General features: G+C 65.3%; 20 protein-coding genes. 11 read left to right on the top strand and 9 right to left on the bottom strand.

Annotation, left to right across the window (positions count from 1 at the left end):
• Positions 1–17 precede the first annotated feature (17 nt).
• The gene (locus AU465_RS18795) at positions 18–413 is read right to left on the bottom strand and encodes a TIGR02300 family protein (protein ID WP_192251002.1); all 396 of its coding nucleotides are present in this window, start codon (positions 411–413) and stop codon (positions 18–20) included.
• A gap of 194 nt (positions 414–607) precedes the next feature.
• On the opposite strand from AU465_RS18795, the gene aroA reads away from it, so the two are divergent.
• The 3 genes from aroA (at position 608) to rpsA (ending at position 4,785) form a co-directional block, all read left to right on the top strand.
• Positions 608–1,966: a 3-phosphoshikimate 1-carboxyvinyltransferase gene (aroA, locus tag AU465_RS18790; RefSeq protein ID WP_192250998.1), complete on the top strand. Its 1,359-nt coding sequence runs from the start codon at positions 608–610 to the stop codon at positions 1,964–1,966.
• 266 nt (positions 1,967–2,232) lie between these two features.
• Positions 2,233–2,883 (top strand): (d)CMP kinase, encoded by a 651-nt coding sequence (gene cmk, locus AU465_RS18785; protein WP_192250995.1) that lies wholly within the window; start codon positions 2,233–2,235, stop codon positions 2,881–2,883.
• A gap of 204 nt (positions 2,884–3,087) precedes the next feature.
• A complete protein-coding gene (rpsA, locus tag AU465_RS18780; RefSeq protein ID WP_126090587.1) occupies positions 3,088–4,785 on the top strand; it encodes a 30S ribosomal protein S1 in 1,698 nt (565 codons plus the stop codon).
• Between the two features lie 123 nt (positions 4,786–4,908).
• On the opposite strand, the gene AU465_RS18775 is transcribed toward rpsA, so the two are convergent.
• The 4 genes from AU465_RS18775 to AU465_RS18760 all read right to left on the bottom strand — a co-directional run bounded on the left by AU465_RS18775 (position 4,909) and on the right by AU465_RS18760 (position 8,890).
• Complete coding sequence (locus tag AU465_RS18775; protein ID WP_192250992.1) at positions 4,909–5,616, bottom strand: SDR family NAD(P)-dependent oxidoreductase; 708 nt, start codon at positions 5,614–5,616, stop codon at positions 4,909–4,911.
• Positions 5,617–5,802: 186 nt separating this feature from the next.
• Entirely contained in the window at positions 5,803–7,383 is a 1,581-nt protein-coding gene (locus tag AU465_RS18770; protein WP_192250990.1) for a 5-guanidino-2-oxopentanoate decarboxylase, read from the bottom strand.
• Complete coding sequence (locus AU465_RS18765) at positions 7,380–8,048, bottom strand: TetR family transcriptional regulator C-terminal domain-containing protein (RefSeq protein ID WP_192250987.1); 669 nt, start codon at positions 8,046–8,048, stop codon at positions 7,380–7,382. Before AU465_RS18765 ends, AU465_RS18770 begins: the two co-directional genes overlap by 4 nt.
• A complete protein-coding gene (locus AU465_RS18760) occupies positions 8,018–8,890 on the bottom strand; it encodes a dimethylarginine dimethylaminohydrolase family protein (protein ID WP_192250984.1) in 873 nt (290 codons plus the stop codon). The genes AU465_RS18765 and AU465_RS18760 overlap by 31 nt, the downstream gene beginning before the upstream one ends.
• 211 nt (positions 8,891–9,101) lie before the next feature.
• On the opposite strand from AU465_RS18760, the gene AU465_RS18755 reads away from it, so the two are divergent.
• The 6 genes from AU465_RS18755 to AU465_RS18730 all read left to right on the top strand — a co-directional run bounded on the left by AU465_RS18755 (position 9,102) and on the right by AU465_RS18730 (position 14,986).
• Positions 9,102–9,917: an ABC transporter ATP-binding protein gene (locus tag AU465_RS18755; RefSeq protein ID WP_312891288.1), complete on the top strand. Its 816-nt coding sequence runs from the start codon at positions 9,102–9,104 to the stop codon at positions 9,915–9,917.
• A gap of 56 nt (positions 9,918–9,973) precedes the next feature.
• Positions 9,974–10,768 carry a transporter substrate-binding domain-containing protein gene (locus AU465_RS18750; protein ID WP_192250981.1) on the top strand — a complete coding sequence of 265 codons (795 nt, stop codon included), beginning with the start codon at positions 9,974–9,976 and terminating at the stop codon, positions 10,766–10,768.
• Between the two features lie 202 nt (positions 10,769–10,970).
• Positions 10,971–11,636 carry an ABC transporter permease gene (locus AU465_RS18745; RefSeq protein WP_192251248.1) on the top strand — a complete coding sequence of 222 codons (666 nt, stop codon included), beginning with the start codon at positions 10,971–10,973 and terminating at the stop codon, positions 11,634–11,636.
• The gene (locus AU465_RS18740; protein WP_192250978.1) at positions 11,636–12,445 is read left to right on the top strand and encodes an ABC transporter permease; all 810 of its coding nucleotides are present in this window, start codon (positions 11,636–11,638) and stop codon (positions 12,443–12,445) included. Before AU465_RS18745 ends, AU465_RS18740 begins: the two co-directional genes overlap by 1 nt.
• 84 nt (positions 12,446–12,529) lie before the next feature.
• The gene (locus AU465_RS18735; RefSeq protein WP_192250975.1) at positions 12,530–13,531 is read left to right on the top strand and encodes an Ldh family oxidoreductase; all 1,002 of its coding nucleotides are present in this window, start codon (positions 12,530–12,532) and stop codon (positions 13,529–13,531) included.
• Positions 13,532–14,002: 471 nt separating this feature from the next.
• Positions 14,003–14,986: a complex I NDUFA9 subunit family protein gene (locus AU465_RS18730; protein ID WP_192250972.1), complete on the top strand. Its 984-nt coding sequence runs from the start codon at positions 14,003–14,005 to the stop codon at positions 14,984–14,986.
• Between the two features lie 78 nt (positions 14,987–15,064).
• On the opposite strand, the gene AU465_RS18725 is transcribed toward AU465_RS18730, so the two are convergent.
• Positions 15,065–16,435 (bottom strand): cytochrome P450, encoded by a 1,371-nt coding sequence (locus tag AU465_RS18725; protein ID WP_192250969.1) that lies wholly within the window; start codon positions 16,433–16,435, stop codon positions 15,065–15,067.
• 181 nt (positions 16,436–16,616) lie between these two features.
• On the opposite strand from AU465_RS18725, the gene AU465_RS18720 reads away from it, so the two are divergent.
• Together AU465_RS18720 and gyrB are read left to right on the top strand one after the other, a co-directional pair.
• Positions 16,617–17,198: an NADPH-dependent FMN reductase gene (locus AU465_RS18720; protein WP_192250966.1), complete on the top strand. Its 582-nt coding sequence runs from the start codon at positions 16,617–16,619 to the stop codon at positions 17,196–17,198.
• Between the two features lie 248 nt (positions 17,199–17,446).
• Positions 17,447–19,918 carry a DNA topoisomerase (ATP-hydrolyzing) subunit B gene (gene gyrB / locus AU465_RS18715; protein WP_192250963.1) on the top strand — a complete coding sequence of 824 codons (2,472 nt, stop codon included), beginning with the start codon at positions 17,447–17,449 and terminating at the stop codon, positions 19,916–19,918.
• Between the two features lie 121 nt (positions 19,919–20,039).
• Here the strand turns inward: gyrB and AU465_RS18710 are convergent, their stop codons facing one another.
• The 3 genes from AU465_RS18710 to AU465_RS18700 are packed head-to-tail and all read right to left on the bottom strand — an operon-like array spanning position 20,040 to position 23,126.
• The gene (locus AU465_RS18710; RefSeq protein ID WP_192250960.1) at positions 20,040–21,437 is read right to left on the bottom strand and encodes an NAD(P)(+) transhydrogenase (Re/Si-specific) subunit beta; all 1,398 of its coding nucleotides are present in this window, start codon (positions 21,435–21,437) and stop codon (positions 20,040–20,042) included.
• Position 21,438: 1 nt separating this feature from the next.
• On the bottom strand, positions 21,439–21,861 hold the full coding sequence (locus tag AU465_RS18705; protein WP_067003367.1) for a proton-translocating transhydrogenase family protein: 423 nt from the start codon (positions 21,859–21,861) through the stop codon (positions 21,439–21,441).
• Positions 21,861–23,126, bottom strand: coding sequence for a Re/Si-specific NAD(P)(+) transhydrogenase subunit alpha (locus AU465_RS18700; protein ID WP_192250956.1), 1,266 nt, complete (start codon positions 23,124–23,126; stop codon positions 21,861–21,863). Before AU465_RS18700 ends, AU465_RS18705 begins: the two co-directional genes overlap by 1 nt.
• Positions 23,127–23,148 lie beyond the last annotated feature (22 nt).

Raw genomic sequence — 23,148 nt, 5'->3', positions numbered from 1 at the left:
ATCGCGCCAAGGGCTAATCAGACCTCGTCCTCGTCGTCGCCGACGCCGATCATGTCGGCGACGTCGTCGTCCTCTTCTTCCTCGTCGGCAAGGAAGGTGTCGTCGTCATCGTCCCCGAGATCGACATCGTCTTCATCGTCGCCGAGATCGGGAAGATCGTCGCCGCCGCTCTTGGTCTCTTCGTCCGCGTCTTCCAGCGAGACGATTTCGGCGCCTTCTTCTTCCTCGGCGTCGATTTCCTTATCGGCGACGTCCTCATCGTCCTCGATAGCGGAGATCTTGCCTTCCTCGAAATAGGAACGCGGATAGCTCTTGCCGGTATAGGGCGAGACGATCGGGTCCTTGTTCAGGTCGTAGAATTTCCGACCCGTTTCGGGGTCGACACGTTTTGTGCCAAGTTCGGGTTTTGCCACGGCAAGCCTCGTCAAAAAAAGAATGGTCCCCTTAACCGCAGTTTACGGCGCTGTCAAAGCCAAAAGCCGGCATCGCAAAACCTTGCGTTCGAAGGCCTCCGCCAGGGGATGACCATTGCCGCGCGCCGTGATACGAGACCGCCGCAACATGACGAACCGAGCCGGCCAGCCGGCATTACATTTGGAAGACAAGGATGTCTCACTCCGCCGCCCCGAAGCCGGCCACGGCCCGCAAATCAGACGCGTTGAGCGGCACGGCGCGGGTGCCGGGCGACAAGTCGATCTCGCACCGCTCCTTCATGTTCGGCGGCCTTGCCTCAGGCGAGACGCGCATAACCGGCCTGCTCGAAGGCGAGGACGTGATGCGCACGGGTGCCGCGATGAAGGCAATGGGCGCGCATATCGAAAAGAAGGGCACCGAATGGGTGATCCGCGGCACCGGCAACGGCGCTTTGCTGCAGCCCGAAGCCCCGCTCGACTTCGGCAATGCCGGCACCGGCTCGCGGCTGACCATGGGCCTCGTCGGCACCTATGACATGGAGACGACCTTCATCGGCGACGCCTCGCTTTCCGGACGGCCGATGGGCCGGGTGCTGGAGCCGCTGCGCCAGATGGGCGTGCAGGTGCTGAAGGCGGCGCCCGGCGACCGCATGCCGATCACGCTGCGCGGGCCCAAGCACGCCGCGCCCATCACCTATCGCGTGCCGATGGCTTCGGCCCAGGTGAAATCGGCGGTGCTGCTCGCCGGCCTCAACACGCCGGGCATCACCACGGTGGTCGAGCCGGTGATGACGCGCGACCACACCGAAAAGATGCTGAAAGGTTTCGGCGCCAACCTGACCGTCGAGACCGACGAACGCGGCGTGCGCCACATCTTCATCGAAGGCCAGGGCAAGCTTACCGGGCAGACGATTGCCGTCCCGGGAGACCCGTCCTCGGCCGGCTTCCCGCTGGTGGCCGCACTCATCGTGCCGGGCTCCGACATCGTGATCGAAAACGTGCTGATGAACCCGACGCGCACCGGCCTGCTCCTGACCCTGCAGGAAATGGGCGGCCGCATCGACATCCTCAACCCGCGCAACGCCGGCGGCGAGGACGTCGCGGACCTGCGCGTGCGTTCCTCCGATCTCAAGGGTGTCGTAGTGCCGCCGGAGCGCGCGCCGTCGATGATCGACGAATATCCGGTGCTGGCGGTTGCCGCGAGCTTCGCCGAAGGCGAGACGCTGATGCAGGGCCTGGAGGAACTTCGGGTCAAAGAGTCCGACCGGCTGTCGGCGGTCGCCAACGGGCTGAAGCTCAATGGCGTCGATTGCACCGAGGGCGAAGCTTCGCTCGCCGTCCGCGGCAAGCCAGGCGGCAAGGGGTTGGGCGCCCACCCCAACGGCCCCGATACGGCGGTGAAGACGCATCTCGACCACCGCATCGCCATGAGTTTCCTGGTGATGGGGCTGGCGACAGAAAAGCCTGTGACGATCGACGACGCCAATATGATCGCGACGAGCTTTCCGGAGTTCATGGGGCTGATGAAGGGACTGGCCGCGGAGATCGAGTGACGGGCGATGGCAATCGCAAACTTTCGAGATTGGCACCCGACATCCTTCCCGTCGTCATCCTGGGGCGGAGCAAGGAGCGAAGCGACGCGGCGAAGACCCCAGGATCCATGCCGTGACGCCGACGCGGTGCAACGGTGCAGAATTCTGGCTCGCAGCATTCTTCGGCTGATGTCACGGCATGGATCCCAGGGTCTCTGCTTCGCTACGCCCTGGAATGACGGAGGCGCGAGGGTTTGTCGCCAAGCACACGAAGCGATGGCCAACCAATGACCCACACCTTCACCATCGCCATCGATGGCCCCGCCGGCGCCGGCAAGGGAACGCTGGCGCGGCGGCTGGCCGACCATTACCGGCTGAACCTGCTCGACACCGGCCTCACCTACCGCGCCGTCGCCCATAAGCTGCTCGAGCTCGGCCTGCCGCTCGACAACGTCTCGGCCGCCGAAACCGCGGCGCGGCAGGTCGATCTCTCGAACCTCGACCGGACCGTGCTTTCGGCGCATACGGTGGGCGAGGCTGCCTCGAAGGTCGCCGTCATTCCCACTGTACGGCGCATCCTGGTCGAAAAGCAGCGGGAGTTCGCCAAGGCACCGCCCGGCGCCGTGCTCGACGGCCGCGACATCGGCACGGTCGTGTGCCCGGACGCCGACATCAAGCTCTATGTGACGGCGAGCGCCGAGGTGCGGGCCAAGCGCCGTCTGGCCGAAATCGAGAGCATGGGCGGCAGCGCCGATTTCGCCACGATCCTCGCCGACATAGAGCGCCGCGACGAGCGCGACATGGGCAGAACCTCCTCGCCGCTCAAGCCCGCCCCTGACGCGCACTTGCTTGATACCAGCGAAATGGCTATAGAGGCCGCGTTTCTCGCGGCGATGGCGATCGTCGACGACGTGCTCGCCAAGAGAGACAAGGCCTGATCCGGGTTTTTCCTTGGGCTTCCGTTGCCGGAGGCGAAGAAAATACCCATATCGGGCACGAACCAGCCTGCCAGCATTCTTCATGCGCCGGACTTGCCGCTTGAAAGCGGCCGAGGGCTCTTCAGCCCGGAACGCCGGCAGGCTCACGCAACGCTAACCCACGGCGCCCGCTCCGCTCGTATGCGGAGCACTCCAGGAGAAACAATGTCAGCTGCAAATCCCACTCGCGACGATTTCGCGAGCATGCTCGAAGAATCATTCACCGCCGGCCATTCCGGCGAGGGCCAGGTTGTCCGGGGCACGATCACCGCGATCGAAAAGGACATGGCCATCATCGACGTCGGCCTCAAGGTCGAAGGCCGCGTGCCGCTGAAGGAATTCGGCGCCAAGGGCAAGGACTCCTCGCTCAAGGTCGGCGACACCGTCGAGGTCTATGTCGAGCGCATCGAGAACGCGCTTGGCGAGGCCATGCTGTCGCGCGAGAAGGCCCGCCGCGAGGAGAGCTGGGTGCGCCTCGAGGAGAAGTTCACCAAGGGTGAGCGCGTCGAAGGCGTGATCTTCAACCAGGTCAAGGGCGGCTTCACCGTCGATCTCGACGGCGCCGTGGCGTTCCTGCCGCGCAGTCAGGTCGACATCCGTCCGATCCGCGACGTCTCGCCGCTGATGCACAACCCGCAGCCCTTCGAAATCCTCAAGATGGATCGCCGCCGCGGCAACATCGTGGTGTCGCGCCGCACCGTGCTCGAGGAGAGCCGCGCCGAACAGCGTTCGGAGATCGTGCAGAACCTCGAGGAAGGCCAGGTGGTCGAAGGCGTGGTCAAGAACATCACCGACTACGGTGCGTTCGTCGACCTCGGCGGCATCGACGGCCTGCTGCACGTCACCGACATGGCATGGCGCCGCGTCAACCATCCGACCGAGATCCTCAACATCGGCCAGACGGTCAAGGTGCAGATCATCCGCATCAACCAGGAAACCCACCGCATCTCGCTCGGCATGAAGCAGCTCGAGAGCGATCCGTGGTCGGATATCGGCACCAAGTTCCCGATCGGCAAGAAGATCAAGGGCACCGTCACCAACATCACCGACTACGGCGCGTTCGTCGAGCTGGAGCCGGGCATCGAGGGCCTGATCCACGTTTCGGAAATGTCGTGGACGAAGAAGAACGTGCACCCCGGCAAGATCCTGTCGACGACGCAGGAAGTCGACGTGGTGGTGCTCGAGGTCGATCCGGCCAAGCGCCGCATCTCGCTCGGTCTCAAGCAGACGCTTGAGAACCCGTGGGAAGCCTTCGCGCGCAGCCATCCGGTCGGCAGCCAGGTCGAGGGCGAGGTCAAGAACAAGACCGAGTTCGGCCTGTTCATCGGTCTCGAAGGCGACGTGGACGGCATGGTGCACCTCTCCGACCTCGACTGGACCCGTCCGGGCGAGCAGGTGATCGAAGAGTACAATCGCGGCGACATGGTCAAGGCGCAGGTGCTCGACGTCGACATCGAGAAGGAGCGCATCTCGCTCGGCATCAAGCAGCTGGCCCGCGACACCGTCGGCGAGGCGGCGAGCAGTGGCGAGCTGCGCAAGAACGCCGTGGTCACCTGCGAGGTCATCGCGGTGAAGGATGGCGGTCTGGAAGTGCGGCTGGTCGACAGCGGCCTCGAGACCTTCATCAAGCGTTCGGACCTTTCCCGCGACCGCGACGAGCAGCGCCCCGAGCGCTTCACCGTCGGCCAGAAGGTCGACGCCCGCGTCATCGCCTTCGACAAGAAGACCCGCAAGCTGCAGGTCTCGATCAAGGCGCTGGAAATCGCCGAGGAGAAGGAAGCGGTCGCCCAGTATGGCTCGACCGACTCCGGCGCCTCGCTGGGCGACATCCTGGGCGCGGCGCTGAAGAAGCAGGGCAACTAGAGCATTCCAGGAAAACTGCTTAGCGGTTTTCCGTCCGGAATTGCGTAAGCCCTTCGCCAGGACCAAACAAAACCCCGCCGGAGCGATCCGGCGGGGTTTTTGTTTGTCCTTTGATCTGTGAGGTCAGGCCCGCCCGTAGAGCGGCACCAGCGTGCCGCTCATCGCCTGGTTGGCGGGCGAAGCAAGATAGGCGATCGCTTCGGCGGCAGCTTCGAGGCTGACCCATTTGGTGAAATCCGCGTCCGGCATGTCGGCGCGGTTGGCGGGAGTGTCGAGCGTCGAGGGCGCCACGGCGTTGACCAGGATGCCCTTGTGCTTCAGCTCCTCGGCCATCGCCTGCGTCATCGCGGCAACCGCCGCCTTGCTCGCGGCATAGGCGACCATTCCGGCCCCGCGCCTGGGATCGACCCCGGCGCGCGCGGTGACATTGACGATGCGCCCCGCCGTGCCGGAAGCCAGCAGCGAGCGCACCGCGGCGCGGCTGCAGAGGAAGGCGGTGCGGGCGTTAGTGTCCATCATCTCGGCAAAGGATGCCGATTCGATCTTTTCCACCGGCGCCATGGTGAAACCGCCGGCGAGGTGGATCGAAGCCCAAAGCTCCGGAACCTGATGGTAGAAGGCCTCGACCTTGGCGGAATCCGAGAGGTCGACATTGTGCGCCAGGTGGACGCTGGCGTGGGCGGCGTAAGGAAAGTGCGGCGGAGCCGCGGCATGGGCATTGGGCACATGGCAGATCGCTCCCTGCTCCAGCAACCTGCCGACAACCGCGCCGCCGAGCGCCCCAGTGCCGCCCGTCACCACGACATGCCTGCCGTTAAGCGTTTCCGTCATATTTCGACTGCTCCTGTCGTATTCTTATGGTTATGCCGCCCCAGCATCGAACGTCGCGCCTTTCGCGCTGTCACTCAATTGAAATATCGACATGGCAGGCGTCCCGTCTTTGCATGCGTCGAGACGCCGCCGCTTGACGTCACGCGGTGGCGTCTCGGCTGATGGATGGGATGGCCGCCAAGACCTTCAATCGACCGTGATTTCGATAACGCGCGGCTTGCCGGCCGCTCGCGCCCGCTTTAGCGCATCGGCGAGGTCGCCGATGCCGGCCAGCCGCTCGGCCTCTATGCCATAGGCCTCGGCGAGCTTGCAGAAATCCGGCGGCGCCGGCGACACGCCGACCGGCTCGACGCCGACATCGAGCATCGAGGTCTCGATCTCGCGATAACCGCGATTGTTCCAGACGACGAAGATCACCGGCGCCCCTGCATCGAGCGCCGCACCCAGCTCGGGCAAGGTGAACTGGAAGCCGCCATCGCCGGTCAGGCACACCACCGGCGCCTCCGGCACCGCAAGCGCTGCGCCGATCGCGGCCGGCGGGCCGTAGCCCAGCGCGCCGAAGCCGGTCGCGGCGTTGAACCAGCCAGCCGGACGGTCGTGGTCGTAATAGAGGTTGGCGGCGTAGATCGGCTGGGTCGAGTCGCCGACGATGATCGCGCCGGGCAGCGCGTCGCGAATTGCCTCCACCGCGCGCACCTGTGCCAAGTAGTCCGGTTTCAGTTCGGCCAATGCAGCCGCGCGCCCAGCGGCGGCGCGGGCCTCGCCGTCCTTCGCGGCGACATGAGCGGGCCCAAGCTCGGTCAGCAGCGCACCAAACGCCTCGGCGCAATCGGCCTGGAGGCCTACCGTCACCGGACGGCGGGAGAGCTGGTCGGCACCGATGTCGATGCGGATGAGGTTCGGCGGCAGCACGAAACCGCCGTCGCCATAGCCGTCATAGTCGGTCGGGCCGAATTCGGTGCCGGCGGCAATCACCAGATCGGCGTCCGCCATCAGAGCGCGCACCGCCTTCAAGCTCGGGCTCGCCGGCACACAGAGGGGGTGAGCATGCAGCAAGCCGCGCGCATTGGCGGTCTCGACGACCGGAGCGCCCAGCGCTTCCGCGAAGCGCCTGAGCGCCGCGTCGGCCTTCTTGGCGCCGCCCCCGGCAAGGATCAACGGCCGGCGAGCCGCCTTGATCAACCTTGCAGCGTCGGCGACCGCCGCAGCTGCCGGAGCGGGCGGCGCGCTGTTGCTGAGCACCGGCGCGAGCCCTTCGGCGGACTTCACCATGACGTCGGTCGGGATCTCGATATGGACCGGACCCGGACGCGACGAGGAGAAGACGGCGAAGGCATGGGCGAGAGCGCCCGGCAGCTCTTCGGCCTCGGTGACACGCTCAGAGAACAGCGCCACCTTCTCCATCATGCCGCGCTGGTCCGGCAATTCGTGCAGGAAGCCGAGCCCCTTGCCCAGCGTATCCGTGGCATTGACGCCGGAGATCACCAGCATCGGCACCGAATCGGCGCGCGCCTGGCCCATGGCGGTGATGGTGTTGGTGAGGCCCGGCCCGGTGATGACGAAGGCGACGCCCGGCCGGCCGCCGGCGCGGGCGTAGCCATCGGCCATGAAGCCGGCGCCCTGCTCGTGGCGCGGCGTGACGTGGCGGATCTTCGAGCGCGCCAGGCCGCGATAAAGTTCGACCGTATGCACGCCCGGAATGCCGAAGACGGTGTCGACGCCATGCGCCTCGAGCAAGGTGACGAGCGCTTCGCCGATGGTGGTCATTGGTTTTCTTCCCTTTCCGGCGCCAGGCCGAGTTCGGCCTCGACAGTCTTGATGCCAATCGCCGCCAGTTCGCCGGGCGAGAACATCTCGCCGGCCAGGCAGCCTTCGATCCAGAGCCCGTCGATGATCGCATTGATCGCGATGGCATGGTGGCGCAGCTGGCTTGCGTCCGGTTTGCGCTGTTCGGCGGCGAGCACTTCGGCCACAACCGCTTCCACCTCGTTGCGAAAGCCGAGATAGCCTTCGCGGTGGGCACGGGCCAGGGTCGGATCCGCACTGGCTCGGCCGAGGAAGGTTGCCCAGAGCGAAAACACCCGCGCGTCGATGATCGGCGCGTTGAGGTTGGCGGTGACGAAAGCCGCAAGGCGCTGGCGCGGCGAGGCATCTTCCATGACCAATGCTGCTTTCGCCTGCTCGGTCATGCGGCCGACCAGCGCGGTATAGGCTTCCTGCAGCAATTCTTCCTTGCCGGGGAAATAGTGCCGGATCAGCCCGGCGGTGACGTCGGCACGCAGTGCGATGGTGCGCAAGGTGGCGCCCTCAAGGCCATGTTCCGCCACGCTGTCCAGAGTCGCCTCGATCAGATCCTGCCGCCGCCGCTCCTCGCCCTCGCGACGGAACTTGCGGCGCGCATTCATTGGCGCAGGATCGGCCGCGTCAGGCATGTCGGCCCGCCTTCACAAGCGATGCAGAGCGCATCCGCCTCGAATATCTCAACCGAGCAGCCGGCGGCTTCCATCGCGGCCCTGGTCTTGGGAAAGCCTGCAACGGCAATGACCTTGAGCGGGCTGGTCGGCAGCACGTTCAGGCTGAGGCCGTTGGAAGCGGCGAACTCTTCGGCGTCGCCTTCGACCAGCCGGATGCCTCGCGCCTTCAGCATCTGATAGAACGGGGCGGGCAAAAGCGGTGAATAGACCAATGCAAGGTCGTCGGCCAGCGGGCTGATCACCGACATCAGATGCAGGCACGCCTCTTCGCCCTGCCATAGCGGCAGATCAAAGCCGTAGACGGAAATGCCGAGCGGCGTCAGCAGGTTGGAAACCTGCTGGATGCCTTCCTGGTTGGAGCGGACACCGCGGCCGATCGCCAGCGTGCGGGCATCCACCCATACACAATCACCGCCTTCGACCTGGCCAGGAGCCTCGACGCGGCCGAGGATCGGAATGCCTAGTCTCCTGTAGGTTTCCTCATGCAGGGAGGGCTCCCCGGCGCGCAATGGCTTGCCCATGGACAGGATCAGCGCGCCCCGATCGGTCATCAGCGATGGATCGTGCGTGAACACCGAATCCGAAAGGCCGTCGGCCTTGTCCTCGATCCATTCGATTTTGGCGCCGGAAGCCGCCACCAGTTCAGCAAGGATCGCATGCTGCAATGCTGCTTTCGCCGGGTTGAACCCCGGGCCATAGTGCCAGGCAGCCCTGTCGGCGTCGCGCATGGCGTTGGCCGCCGACCGCATCAGCACACGTCGCAGCGGTGCCGCCATGGATTGTGATCCGAAAGCGCTCATCGATGCCCTTTTTAAGCTGAAAAAAATCGAAAAAATTTCATGGAAGGCTATTTATACACTTGCATAACAAGGCCGCAAGTGCCGTAATGAGCGGGATTGACGGGCTCGCGCTGTTGGGTCCATGCTGAAGTCTGGAGTGGGCCGTACAGCGTATGTTGATTAGCCGGATAAACGTTCGACGAACTGCCTTCGACCAAATAGAGGTCACCCGGTGAGCGCGGTGGAAGCCGCCACAGTCCCATCCGGCGAGGCGCAAAGCGGCGCCGCCGAAGCCATCCATGTCGAGAACCTGCACAAGAAGTTCGGCCAGTTGCATGTGCTGAAGGGCGTTTCGCTGTCGGCACGCGACGGCGAGGTGATCGCCATCATCGGCGGCTCCGGTTCCGGCAAGTCGACGCTGCTGCGCTGCATCAACTGCCTGGAGAACCCAACCAGCGGCATCATTCGCGTCAACGGCGAGCAGATCAAGCTGAAGGCCGACAACCACGGCCACACCGTTCCCGCCGACCGCAAGCAGATCGAGCGCATCCGCTCAAGGCTCGGCATGGTGTTCCAGAACTTCAACCTGTGGAGCCACATGACGCTGATCGAGAACGTCATCGAGGTTCCGGTGCACGTGCTTGGCGTCAAGCGCGACGAGGCGATCGCCCAGGCCGAGAAGCTGCTTGCCCGCGTCGGGCTGGCGGAGAAGCGCGACGTTTACCCGGCATTTCTGTCGGGCGGCCAGCAGCAGCGCGCCGCGATCGCCCGGGCGCTCGCGATCAATCCGCGCGTCATGCTGTTCGACGAGCCGACCTCGGCGCTCGACCCGGAGCTGGTCGGCGAAGTGTTGAAGGTGATCGGCGACCTGGCGCGCGAGGGGCGCACCATGGTGCTGGTGACGCATGAAATGAAGTTCGCCCGCGAGGTCGCGACCCATGTCGTCTACCTCTACAACGGGCTGGTCGAGGAAGAAGGCCCGCCGGAACAGCTGTTCGGCGCGCCCAAATCCGAAAGGCTCAAGCAATTCCTCCGCAACGTCGGCTAGGGCCGGCGTCAAGCGGGGCGAAAAACCGGGAACAACAACAAACTGGGAGTCCTGAAATGAAGACTGTTCTCAAGACCTTCGCCGCGGCGCTGCTGTTCGGCGTCGCCGCGATGGGCGTGGCCAAGGCCGATCAGGTCAAGATCGGCGTCGCCGCCGAGCCTTATCCGCCCTTCACCTCGCCGGACGCGACGGGCAAGTGGGTCGGCTGGGAAATCGACTTCATCGACGCCGTCTGCGCCGAGGAGAAGCTCAACTGCGTCATCACGCCCGTTGCCTGGGATGGCATCATTCCGGCGCTGACTACCAAGAAGATCGACCTCATCGTCTCCTCGATGTCGATCACCGACGAACGCAAGAAGACGATCGACTTCTCGGATAAGTATTACAACACGCCGACGGCGATCATCGGGCCGAAGGACCAGAAGTTCGGCGCCACGCCGGATGACCTGAAGGGCAAGGTGATCGGCGTCCAGGTGTCGACGGTGCATGCGGTCTACGCCAAGAAGCACTTCACCGGCGCGCAGGAGATCAAGGAATACCAGACGCAGGACGAAGCCAACAATGACCTTGCGGCCGGCCGTCTCGATGCGGTGCAGGCCGACTCCATCGCGCTTGGCGAATTCCTCAAGACCGACCAGGGCAAGGCCTGCTGCGACCTGAAGGGCATGGTCGCGCCGGACGATGAGGTGCTCGGACCGGGCGTCGGCGCCGGCGTGCGCAAGGAAGACACCGCGCTCAAGGAAAAGGTCAACGCCGGCATCAAGGCGATCCGCGCCAGCGGCAAGTATGACGAGATCTCGAAGAAATACTTCGACTTCGACATCTACGGCGGCGCCACGCAGTCGAACTGACGTCTCCGCACGAGCTTAAGGGGCATGGCCGAGCGTCATGCCCCTTAGCCGAAACCTTGCCACGCATGCCTGCCGCTGAACGCTGCCGTCGGCGGTTGCCAGCAATCCGGGGGTGAAGCTGATCGACGTATTTCTTCCGGCCTCGGCGGCCGGCATCATCGAACTCCTGTCACCCGTGCCGCCGGGCTGGGGCGGCACCTTGCTGGTCGGACTGCTGCATTCGGTCGAGATCGCCATCGGTGCCACCTGCCTCGGCCTCTTGATCGGCACCGGTGGCGCCTGGGGCAAGCTCTATGGCGGGCCGGTGGCGCGCGACCTGCTCGCGGTCTACACGACCGTGGTGCGCGCCGTGCCTGAACTGGTGCTGATCCTGCTGCTCTATTACGCCGGCACCGATCTGATCAACCAGGTGCTGGCGGCGATGGGTTACCGGCGCGTCGACATCAGCGGGCTGGCGGCCGGCATCTTCGTTCTCGGCGTGGTCCAGGGCGCCTATTCGACGGAAGTCATCCGCGGCGCCATCCTGTCCATCCCGCAGGGGCAAATTGAGGCCGCCCGCGCGTATGGCATGTCGCCAGGCCTGATGCTGAGGCGAATAACGCTGCCGGCGATGCTGCCCTTCGCCATTCCAGGTCTCGCCAATCTCTGGCTGATCGCGACCAAGGACACCGCGCTGCTTGCCGTCGTCGGCTTCTTCGAACTGACGCTTGCGACGCGGCAGGCGGCAGGCGTGACCAAGGCCTATCTGCTCTTCTTCGTCGCGGCAGGTGCGCTCTATCTCGCTTTGTCGCTGTTCTCCAACCTGATCATCGGCCGTGTCGAGGCCTGGTCGCGGCGCGGCATGCCTTCGATCAAGGAGGCGCGCTGATGTCGTTCGAGGCGACCGCGATCAACATGGCGGCGCGTGCCTCGCTCTGGCTCAAGCCGCACCGCATCGCGCTGATCCTGATCGCCCTGGCATTGGTGTTCTGCGCGGCCTTCTTCATGCGCTGGGACTGGCTGCCGCAATATTGGCAGATGGGGCTGCTCGGCATCTGGCGGTCGCTGTGGATCCTCGTCGTCACCTGCGCGCTGGGCTTCATGCTCGCCGTGCCGCTCGGCCTTGCCCAGGCCGGCGGGCCGTTCTGGTTCGCCGTGCCGGCAAAGGTCTTCTGCACCATCATCCGCGGCACGCCGCTGCTGTTGCAGCTCTGGCTGCTCTACTACGGGCTCGGATCGCTTTTCCCCCAGTATCCATGGATACGCGAGTCCTGGATGTGGACATATCTGAGACAGGCCTGGCCCTATGGCGTGGTGGCGCTGACCTTGTCCTTCGCCGGCTATGAGGGCGAGGTGATGCGCGGGGCCTTCGCCGGCGTGCCAAAAGGGCAGTTGGAGGCGGCCCGCGCCTTCGGCATGAGCCGCTTCAAGATCTTCCGCCGCATATGGCTGCCGCAGGCTTTCTACCGGGCGCTGCCGACGCTGACCGGCGAAACCGTGCTGCAGCTCAAGTCGACGCCGCTGGTGGCGACGATCAGCGTCATCGATATCTTCGCCGTCTCCTCCAAGGTTCGACAGGACACCTACCTGACCTACGAACCCTTGCTGCTGCTGGCGCTGATCTATATGTCGATCACCGGCATTCTCGTTCTGATCTTCAGCCGGATCGAGGCGCGGATTCCGGTCAAGATCGGTTAGTGAGTGGTGAGTAGCGAATAGTGAGTAGTGGGCTGCTCGCTGGCTTATCTACTCACTACTTCCTACTCACTCAGGAGCAGCCCGATGCAACTCACTCTCGACCAGGCAACAGGGCTGTGCCGCATGGCGGCATTGGGCGCCGGCGCCAACGAGGAGGCGACACAGTCGCTGGTCGCCTCGATCATCTCGGCCGAGGCGGAAGGCCTGTCGGCGGTCGGCCTGTCGCATTTCATCGACTATCTCGAGGCGATCGAGGACGGCCGCATCGACGGCAATGCCGACCCGGTCGTCACCAGGCCGGCGCTGGCCGTCTATCTCTCCGACGCGCGAGGCGGGCTTGCCCATACCGGCTTCGATCGCACGATCGAGGATCTCGCCAAGGCGGCAAGACTGTTCGGCGTCGCCATTTTCTCGCAGAAGAACGCCTATACCTGCGGCGCGCTCGGCTATTTCACCGGGCGCCTGGCCGCACAGGGGCTGGTCTCCTTCGCCGCCACCAACGGGCCAGCGGTGCTCGCCGGCTCCGGCTCGGTCAAGCCGGTCTACTGCACCAACCCGATGTCGTTTGCAGCGCCGGCCGTCGACGGCCCGCCGCTCGTTATCGACCAGTCGTCGAGCGCCACCGCCTTCGTCAACATCCGCAAGGCGGCGGAAGACGGCAGGAAAATCCCCGAGGGCTGGGCGCTGGACGCCAGCGGCAACCCCACCACCGACCCGGCGGCGGCGATGAAGGGCGCGATGCTAGCCTTCGGCGGCCAGCGCGGCGCCAACATCGCACTTATGGTCGAGGTGCTGGCGGCAGGCATTTCCGGCGCCAACTGGTCGCTCGACGCGCCGTGGTTCTCCGGCGGGCCGGACAGCCCCGGAACCGGGCTCTTCGTTTTAGCCATCGAGCCCAAGCTGCTCGACCCGGATTTCGAACAGCGCATGCGTGACCAGCTCGACCGGCTGCGGCGGCGCTACGGCGTGCACATACCCGGCCGCGCCCGGGCCGAGGCCGCCGAGAAAGCGAGCGCACGCGGCATCGACGTTCCGAAGGCGGTCGTGCAGCGCATTTCCGAATTCGCCGAGCGCTATTCGGCCTGATCAAAGCCTCACCCGGCGACGGGCCGCGCGCTTCTCCACGCGCGCCCGTTGAACCTTTTTTCGCCCCGCAGCGACCCATCAGCGGCACCCACATCGCAAGCCGCAAAGGGTGGCTTGGGGTCGCGGCTTGCGGTTGGCGGCGCCGCGCCGGGCGTCCAGGGCCGGGGCGGGCGTGCTTGCTTCACGCCGCCTTGATACCGTCTCAGGTCAGGCCGCCTCGTTGGTCCCTGTTTCGGTGCGCGCACTGCCCGGAAAACCCCGCTTCGGCGGGGTTTTCTGCGTCGCCTGCCCTGGCGGCGATCCTGCTCTTCTTGGCATCCTTGGCGGTACCTGTCATTCGGTCGACGCATATCGTCAAGGCGTTCCGGCAGTGCTCAAAATTGGGCGCCGGCGACACCCGGTCGCCCTTTGCCTTTGGCGCGAAACCGACTATGAACGCCTCTAGCCAAGCCTAGCACGCCGGAGCCAGCCATGACCGAAATCCTGCAGACCCCCAAGCTAGTCGTCGTCTTCGGCGGGTCCGGCTTTGTCGGCCGTCATGTCGTGCGCGCGCTCGCCAAGCGCGGCTATCGCATCCGGGTCGCCTGCCGGCGGCCCGACCTTGCCGGCCATGTGCAGCCGCTCGGCAATGTCGGTCAGATCCAGCCGGTGCAGGCCAATGTGCGCGTGCGCTGGTCGGTCGACCGCGCCGTGCAGGGCGCCGACCACGTCGTCAACCTGGTCGCCATCCTGCATGAGACCGGCCGCCAAAAATTCGGCTCCGTGCACGAGTTCGGGTCGCGCGCCGTGGCCGAGGCCGCCCGCTCGGTCGGCGCCGGCCTCACCCATGTCTCGGCGCTCGGCGCCGACCTGAACTCGCCGTCAGGCTATGCCCGCACCAAAGCGCTCGGCGAGAAGGCGGTGTTCGAGACGATACCCGATGCCGTCATCTTCCGTCCGTCGATCAATTTCGGACCCGAGGACAGCTTCTTCAACCGCTTCGCCAACATGGCGCGCTACTCCCCTATCCTGCCGCTGATCGGCGGCGGGCAGACAAAATTCCAGCCGGTCTATGTCGGCGACGTCGCCGAGGCGATCGCGCGCTCGGTCGACGGCAAGGTCAAGGGCGGCGATATCTATGAGCTCGGCGGCCCGCAGGTGCTGACCTTCAAGGAATGCATGGAGGAGATGCTCGCCGTGATCGACCGCAGGCGCCTCCTGGTGCCGGTGCCGTGGTGGATGGCCAACATCCAGGCCTCGATCCTTCAGCTGTTGCCCAATCCGCTGCTGACCAAGGACCAGGTGCTGCAGCTGCGCGAGCACAACGTCGTCTCCGAAGCCGCCGCCAAGGCGAACAGAACGATCACCGGCCTCGGCATCCTGCCGCAGGCGATCGCGACGATCCTGCCAAGCTATCTTTGGCGCTTCCGCGCGGCGGGTCAGTTCCAGCAACGCCGGCCGATAGCCGACCGGTAGAGCAATTCGAGTAGAGCAATTCGAGCAAATGCCCGGCGGGGGTTTCCGTCCGGGATCGCTCTGACCTACGAGAGCGCCTCAGCGGCGACGGGAAACCTGCATCGGTAGTCCGCCCTGCGGCTGCGTGGTCAGTTTTTGCACCGGCCATGGCCGGGTTTCCGACGTTACATCGAAGCGGAAGCGCGACAACAGGATCGCCAGCGCGATGATCGCCTCCTGCATGGCGAAGCTGGCGCCGATGCAGACGCGCGGTCCGGCGCCGAAAGGCAGATATTGGAAGCGGTCGATCCGGTCGCGGTTTTCCGGATGGAAGCGCTCCGGCATGAAGGCGTCCGGCCTGTCCCACAGCTTGCGGTGGCGGTGCACGACCCAGGGCATCACCAGCACGGCGGCGTATTTCGGGATGTAGAGACCGTTCCAGGTTTCCGGCTCGATCGGCTCGCGGTTGATCGAGGGCGCCGGCGGATAGAGCCGGAGCGCTTCCTCGAAGCCGGCGCGGGTGAGCGGCATGGCGTCCAGCCACTTTGTCGGATCGGGCTCCCTCGCCAGCATCGCGTCGACCTCGCGCTCGATCCTCTCGCGCTCCCAGGGCGCTTCGGCGAGGCAGTAGATCGTCCAGCCCAACGCCCGCGCAGTGGTCTCGTGACCAGCGCCGATGAAGGTGATGATGTTGTCCTCGACTTCCGAGCGGGTGAGGCCATCCGGCCCTTCGGCCCTCAACAGAAGCGTCAGGAAATCCTGCGGCACGCCGTCGGGGTCGCGCTTCAACCGCTCCTCGCGCATCTTCACCGTGTTGGCGACGATGTTGCGGAAATAGGCCATGGTCTTGCGGCCGCGGATGCGGGTGAGGCGCGGCAGCCATTCCGGCGCGCGCAACAGGTCGAGCGGGTCGACCCGGCCCATGGTCTCGAACAGGCGGTCGATCTCCTTGGCGAAGCTGCCGGGCTCGCCGGCGATCTCGCCGGAAAACAGCGTTTCGGCAAGGATGTCGTAGGTGAGCAGCGTCATGTCATGCGCGATGTCGGACGTGCCGCCGGCCTCGTAGCGGGTGACGAATTCCAGGGTGCGCTTCAGCATCGGCTCGGCGAAGCCGAAGATGTGGCGCGGCGTGAACATCGGCGCCATGGCCTTGCGCGAGCGCTTCCACACCTCGCCCTCGGCGGTGAGCAGGCCGTCGCGCAGGATCGGACGCAGGATCAGCTGGCGCACCGTCGCCATCTTGTAATTCCTGGCGTTGTCGATCAGGACATGGCGGATCAGGCCGGGATCGTTGGCGATAACCAGCGGACCGCCGATGCCGGTCACCGAGATCCAGGGCTCGTTGTAGGTGTGCTCGCCCCACAGCTCGAGCGGGTTACGGTAGACGATGCGCATCATCTCCAGCGTCGAGGGCGGCTGGGTGCGCGGCTTCGGCGCGGGCGGCACGAAAGGGGCGGGCTTGGTGTCCATGGGCATGCTCCGCTACGAGCGCAAATGTAATGCGCGGCAAAGCGGGCGTCCATGTGGCCGAACGGCAAGTCCGCGAACAGACCGTCTCGCCTGAATGTGAACGGCGCCGGTCAATGGCTGCTTGTTGACGGTGACCGCTTACTTTAGTCGCCAACGGGCACCGTCAATCAAGGAGTCACCCGTGAAGCACCAGCTGAACATCATCATCGGCAGCACGCGGCCGGGGCGCGCCGGCCCGATCTTCGCCGAGTGGCTGGAGGGCTTCGCGCGCGAGCACGGCAAGTTCGAGCCGGTGCTGACCGACATTGCCGCCTTCAAGCTGCCGCTGCTCGACGAGCCGCATCATCCGCGCCTGCGCAAATACGAGAACGACCACACCAAGGCCTGGTCGAAGGCGATCGATGCCGCCGACGCATTCGTCTTCGTGGCGCCGGAATACAATTATTTCGTGGCCCCGGCGATTGTTAACGCTGTCGACTACCTGCTCAAGGAATGGCGCTACAAGCCGGCCGGGATCTTCAGCTATGGCGGCGTTTCGGGAGGCCTGCGCGCGGCGCAGGCGCTGAAGCCGCTGCTGACCTCCGTCGGAGTCATGCCGATTCCGGAAGGCGTGGCGTTGCCTTCCTACAGGACCTTGCTCGACAAGGACGGCGCGTACCATCCGAGCGACCAGGTGCTGGGCGGCGCAAGGACCATGCTGGAGGAGTTGTTCCGCTGGAGCGAGGCGCTGAAGTCGCTGCGCGCCGGCCTCCCTTCGGAATAGCAGACGTCCCGACGTGACTGCTGCAGGCCGCGCTCGGGCGCGGCTTTCGCAAGCGGCATAGTCCCGATGTCCGCGCGCCCTTTCCCGGTCCATCGCGCTGGAGATCATGAACGGCCGCTCGCCAGCCGGCAAAATGCCCGCAAACCTTGGAAAACCGGCCATTTGCGCCTATATCTAGGACATCAAAACGGCGCGATTCGGGGCCATTTTTCCGCGCCGGATCAGCGACATCAATCAGACAGGTATTTATGAGCGACCAGACCGAAAGCGCCATTGGCGCGGAAGCCGAGTACGGCGCCGATTCCATCAAGGTTTTGAAGGGGTTGGACGCCGTTCGCAAGCGGCCGGGCATGTATATCGGCGACACCGATGACGGCTCGGGCCTGCATCACATGGTCTATGAGGTGGTGGACAACGCCATCGACGAGGCGCTGGCCGGGCACGCCGACCTCGTCTCGGTGACGCTCAATCCCGACGGCTCGGTGACGGTGATCGACAATGGCCGTGGGATTCCGACCGATATCCACCCCAGCGAGGGCGTCTCGGCGGCTGAAGTGATCATGACGCAGCTGCATGCCGGCGGCAAATTCGACCAGAACTCCTACAAGGTCTCGGGCGGCCTGCACGGCGTCGGCGTCTCGGTGGTCAACGCGCTCTCAGCATGGCTGAAGCTCAAGATCCGCCGCAACGGCGAGATCTTCGAGATGGGCTTCACGCATGGCAATGCCGACGCGCCGCTGAAAGTCACCGGCAGCTACGAGCAGGACAAGCGCCCGGGCACCTATGAGGGCCGCAGCGGCAGCGAGATAACCTTCTTCCCGTCGGCCGAGACCTTCACCATGGTCGAGTTCGACTACAATACGCTGGAGCACCGGCTGCGCGAGCTCGCCTTCCTCAATTCCGGCGTGCGCATCGTGCTGACCGACGCCCGCCATGCCGACCTCGTGCGCCATGAGCTGCACTATGACGGCGGGCTCGAGGAATTCGTCAAATATCTCGACCGGGTGAAGAAGCCGCTGATCGAGAAGCCGATCGCCATCCGCGCCGAGCGCGACGGCATCACCGTCGAGGTGGCGATGTGGTGGAACGACAGCTACCACGAGAATGTGCTGGCCTTCACCAACAACATCCCGCAGCGCGACGGCGGCACGCATCTGGCCGGCTTCCGCGCGGCGCTGACGCGGCAGATCACCGGCTATGGCGAGTCCTCCGGCCAGACCAAGAAGGAGAAGGTTTCGCTCACCGGCGACGACTGCCGCGAAGGCCTGAGCGCCGTGCTGTCGGTCAAGGTTCCGGACCCGAAATTCTCCTCGCAGACCAAGGACAAGCTGGTGTCATCGGAAGTCAGGCCGGTGGTGGAAAGCCTGGTCAACGAGGCGCTGGGCACCTGGCTGGAAGAGCATCCGACCGAAGGCAAGGTGGTGGTCGAGAAAGTGATCCAGGCGGCCGCCGCACGCGAGGCCGCGCGCAAGGCGCGCGACATCACCCGCAAGAGCACGCTCGGCGTCACCTCGCTGCCCGGCAAGCTTGCCGACTGCCAGGAGCGCGATCCGGCGAAGTCGGAAATCTTCATCGTCGAGGGCGACTCGGCCGGCGGCTCCGCCAAGGGCGGGCGCTCGCGCCAGAACCAGGCGATCCTGCCGCTGCGCGGCAAGATCCTGAATGTCGAGCGGGCGCGCTTCGACCGCATGCTCAGCTCCGACATGATCGGCACGCTGATCACCGCGCTCGGCACCTCGATCGGCAAGGACGAGTTCAATGCCGACAAGCTGCGCTACCACAAGATCATCCTGATGACGGACGCCGACGTCGACGGCGCCCATATCCGCACGCTGCTGCTCACCTTCTTCTTCCGGCAGATGCCGGAGCTGATCGAGCGCGGCCATCTCTACATCGCCCAGCCGCCGCTCTACAAAGTGACGCGGGGCAAGAGCTCGCAATACCTCAAGGACGAAAGCGCCTATGAGGAATATCTGATCGAATCCGGGCTTGAAGAGGCTTCGCTGACGCTCGGCTCCGGCGAGGTGCGCACCGGACAGGACCTGCGCAGCGCCGTCGACGACGCGCTGGCGGTGCGGCATCTGATCAACGGGCTGCACACACGCTACAACCGCAGCGTCGTCGAGCAGGCGGCGATCGCCGGCGCGCTCAATGCCGACGTGCTTGCCGATCTCGGCCGCGCCACCGCCATGGCCGAGCGCGTCGCCGGGCGGCTCGACATGATAGCCGAGGAGACCGAGCGCGGCTGGACCGGGCGGCTATCGACCTCCAATGACGGCTCGGGCGGCTACGTCTTCGAGCGTACCGTGCGCGGCGTCAAGGATGTGGTCCAGCTCGATGCCGGGCTGATCAACTCGGCCGATGCGCGACAGCTCGACCGCTACGCGCCGCGGCTGGCGGAAGTCTACGGCGAGCAGCCGGTGCTGCGCCGCAAGGAAACTTCCGAGCTTCTTTCGGGGCCGCTGGCGCTGCTCAACGCGGTGTTCGCCGCCGGCCGCAAGGGGCTTACCATGCAGCGCTACAAGGGCCTCGGCGAGATGAACGCCGAACAGCTCTGGGAAACCACGCTCGACCCGAATGTGCGCTCGCTGCTGCAGGTCAAGGTGAATGACGCCACCGACGCCGACTCGCTGTTCTCGCGGCTGATGGGCGACGAAGTGGAGCCGCGGCGCGAGTTCATCCAGGACAATGCGCTGTCGGTCGCCAATCTGGACATCTGAGCAGCCGACAGTCTCCTGCAACGAAAAACCCGGCGGACTGCACTGTCCCCGTAAAGTTGGACACAACCTTCGGGGGTCAGTTCAGGGCGCCGGGCTTTTTTGTTGCGGAAGCTGCGGCTGATCAGTGATCCATGGCCTTGACGATTTCCTCGGTCATCTTCTTGGCGTCGCCGAGCAGCATCATGGTGCCGTCCTTGTAGAACAGCGTGTTGTCGATGCCGGCATAGCCGGAGCCGAGCGAGCGCTTGACGAAGAGGCAGGTGCGGGCCTTGTCGACGTCGAGGATCGGCATGCCGTAGATCGGCGAGGACTTGTCGTCACGCGCGGACGGGTTGGTGACGTCGTTGGCGCCGATGACATAGGCGACGTCGGCCTGCGCGAACTCGGAGTTGATGTCCTCCAGCTCGAACACCTCGTCATAGGGCACGTTGGCCTCGGCGAGCAGCACGTTCATGTGGCCGGGCATACGGCCGGCGACCGGATGGATGGCGTATTTCACTTCGACGCCGTTGGCCTTCAGCTTGTCGGCCATTTCGCGCAACGCATGCTGCGCCTGCGCCACCGCCATGCCGTAGCCCGGCACGATGATGACCTTCTGCGCGTTCATCATCAGATAGGCCGCGTCGTCGGCCGAACCCTGCTTGACGGTGCGCTCGATGCCGTCATCGGCCGCAGCCGCCGACTCGCCGCCGAAGCCGCCGAGGATGACGGAGATGAAGGAGCGGTTCATGCCCTTGCACATGATGTAGGACAGGATCGCACCGCTGGAGCCCACCAGCGCACCGGTGATGATCAGCGCCAGGTTGCCGAGCGTGAAGCCAAGCGCCGCTGCGGCCCAGCCGGAATAGGAGTTCAGCATCGACACCACGACCGGCATGTCGGCGCCGCCGATCGGGATGATCAACAGCACGCCGAGCACCAGCGAGGCAGCGACGATCAGCCAGAAGACAAGCTTCGATTCGGTGGTGACGAGCAGCACGATCAGCACCACAAGTGCTGCGCCGAGCGCGATGTTGATCAGGTGGCGGCCGCCGATCATGATCGGCTTGCCGGACATGCGGCCGTCGAGCTTCAGGAAGGCGATGACCGAGCCGGTGAAGGTGATGGCGCCGATGGCGACGCCAAGGCTCATCTCGATGAGCGCCTGGGCATGGATGTCGCCGGCCGTGCCGATGCCGAAGCTTTCCGGCGCGTAGATGGCGGCTGCCGCAACCATGACGGCGGCAAAGCCGACGAGGCTGTGGAAGGCGGCGACGAGCTGCGGCATCGAGGTCATGGCGATGCGCCGGGCCACATAGGCGCCGACGCCGCCGCCGATGGCGAGGCCGAGCACGATCAACCCGAAGCGGCCGGCCGAGGGCAGCGCCAGCGCCAGCGTGGTGGCAATGGCAATGCCCATGCCGATCATGCCGTAGAGATTGCCCTGGCGGCTGGTGGTCGGATGCGAGAGGCCGCGCAGCGCCAGGATGAACAGGATGCCCGAGACCAAATAGAGGAAGGAAGCGAGATTGACGGTCACGTCACTTTTCCTTCTTCTTGTACATGGCGAGCATGCGCTGGGTGACGAGGAAGCCGCCGAAGATGTTGACCGAGACCAGCACCAGGGCGATGAAGCCGAAGCCCGCAGCAAGGCCGGAGGCCGCGATGCCGACGGCGAGCAGCGCGCCGACAACGATGACCGAGGAGATGGCGTTGGTGACGGCCATCAGCGGCGTATGCAGCGCCGGCGTCACCGACCACACGACATAATAGCCGACGAAGATCGCCAGCACGAAGATGGCAAAGCGAAAGACGAAGGGATCGATGGCGCCGCCCGAGAGTGCATGCGCCGCGTTACCGGCAGCCTCGGCGCCGGCGGGCGCGTTGGCCAGATCCTGCACGGCAAGGCGGACGGCGGCCGTCGCCTGATCGAGCTGGTCGAGGGCTTTCTGCAGCTGTTCCATCACGCGCTCCCCTTCGGCTTGGCCGCGGCCTTCCTGTTGTTGGTTTTCCGGGGCGTCGGTTTCTTGTCGGCGGCATCTGCGACCAGGACCGTGGCCGGGATCGCAGCCGGTTCCGTGCGCGGCAGCTGATCAGCCTTGGCGAAATTGGGATGCACGACCTTACCGCCATCGGTCAGCATCGTCGCCTTGACCAGCTCGTCGTCGCGCTTGATGGCAAGCTGCTTGGTCGCCTTGTCGACCATCGTCTCAAGGAAGGCATAAAGGTTCTTGGCATAGAGCAGCGAAGCCGACGCCGCGACGCGGCCCGGCACGTTGAGATGGCCGACGATCTTGACGCCGTTTTCCGTCGTCACAACCTTACCGGGCACAGCACCCTCAACATTGCCGCCGCGCTCGACGGCGAGGTCGACGATCACCGAGCCCGGCTTCATCGAGGCGACCATCTCGCCCGAGATCAGCTTCGGCGCCGGGCGGCCGGGGATCAGCGCCGTGGTGATGACGATGTCCTGCTTGGCGATATGCTCGGCGGTGAGCGCCGCCTGCTTGCCCTGGTATTCCTTCGACATTTCCTTGGCGTAGCCGCCGGCCGTCTCGGCCGCCTTGAACTCCTCGTCCTCGACCGCCAGGAATTTCGCGCCGAGCGACTGCACCTGCTCCTTCACCGCCGGACGCACGTCGGTGGCGGTGACGACAGCACCGAGGCGGCGCGCGGTGGCGATGGCCTGCAGGCCGGCGACGCCGACGCCCATGATGAAGGTTTTCGCCGCCGGCACAGTGCCAGCCGCCGTCATCATCATCGGCAGGGCGCGGTCATACTCGGCAGCCGCGTCGATCACCGCCTGGTAGCCGGCGAGATTGGCCTGCGAGGAGAGCACGTCCATCACCTGCGCGCGGGTGATGCGCGGCATGAACTCCATGGAGAAGGCGGTGATGCCGGCCTTGGCCATGGCGGCCACCGCGGCATCGTTACCGTAGGGATCCATGATGGCGATGACGGCCGCGCCCGGCTTGTAGCCCTTCAGCTCGGCATCCGTCGGCCGGCGCACTTTCAGCACGACATCGGCCTTCTTGGCATCGGCCGTCGTTCCGATTGTGCCGCCGGCACCGGCGAAATCCTGGTCGGGGATGCGCGAGCCGAGGCCAGCGCCCTTCTCGACGATCACCTCGAAGCCCAGGCTCACCAGCCGTTTTACCGTCTCAGGCGAGGCCGCGACACGCGGCTCGTTCGCATCAAGCTCACGAGGGATGAATACCGTCTGCCCCACCGCATGATCCTTTCGGCTGGAA

This window comes from Mesorhizobium silamurunense (assembly GCF_014843905.1).
In the GTDB taxonomy this organism is placed as follows: Bacteria; Pseudomonadota; Alphaproteobacteria; order Rhizobiales; family Rhizobiaceae; genus Mesorhizobium; species Mesorhizobium silamurunense.
Note: the sequence above shows the minus strand (reverse complement) of the source record. Positions and strands in the feature narration are given on the sequence as shown.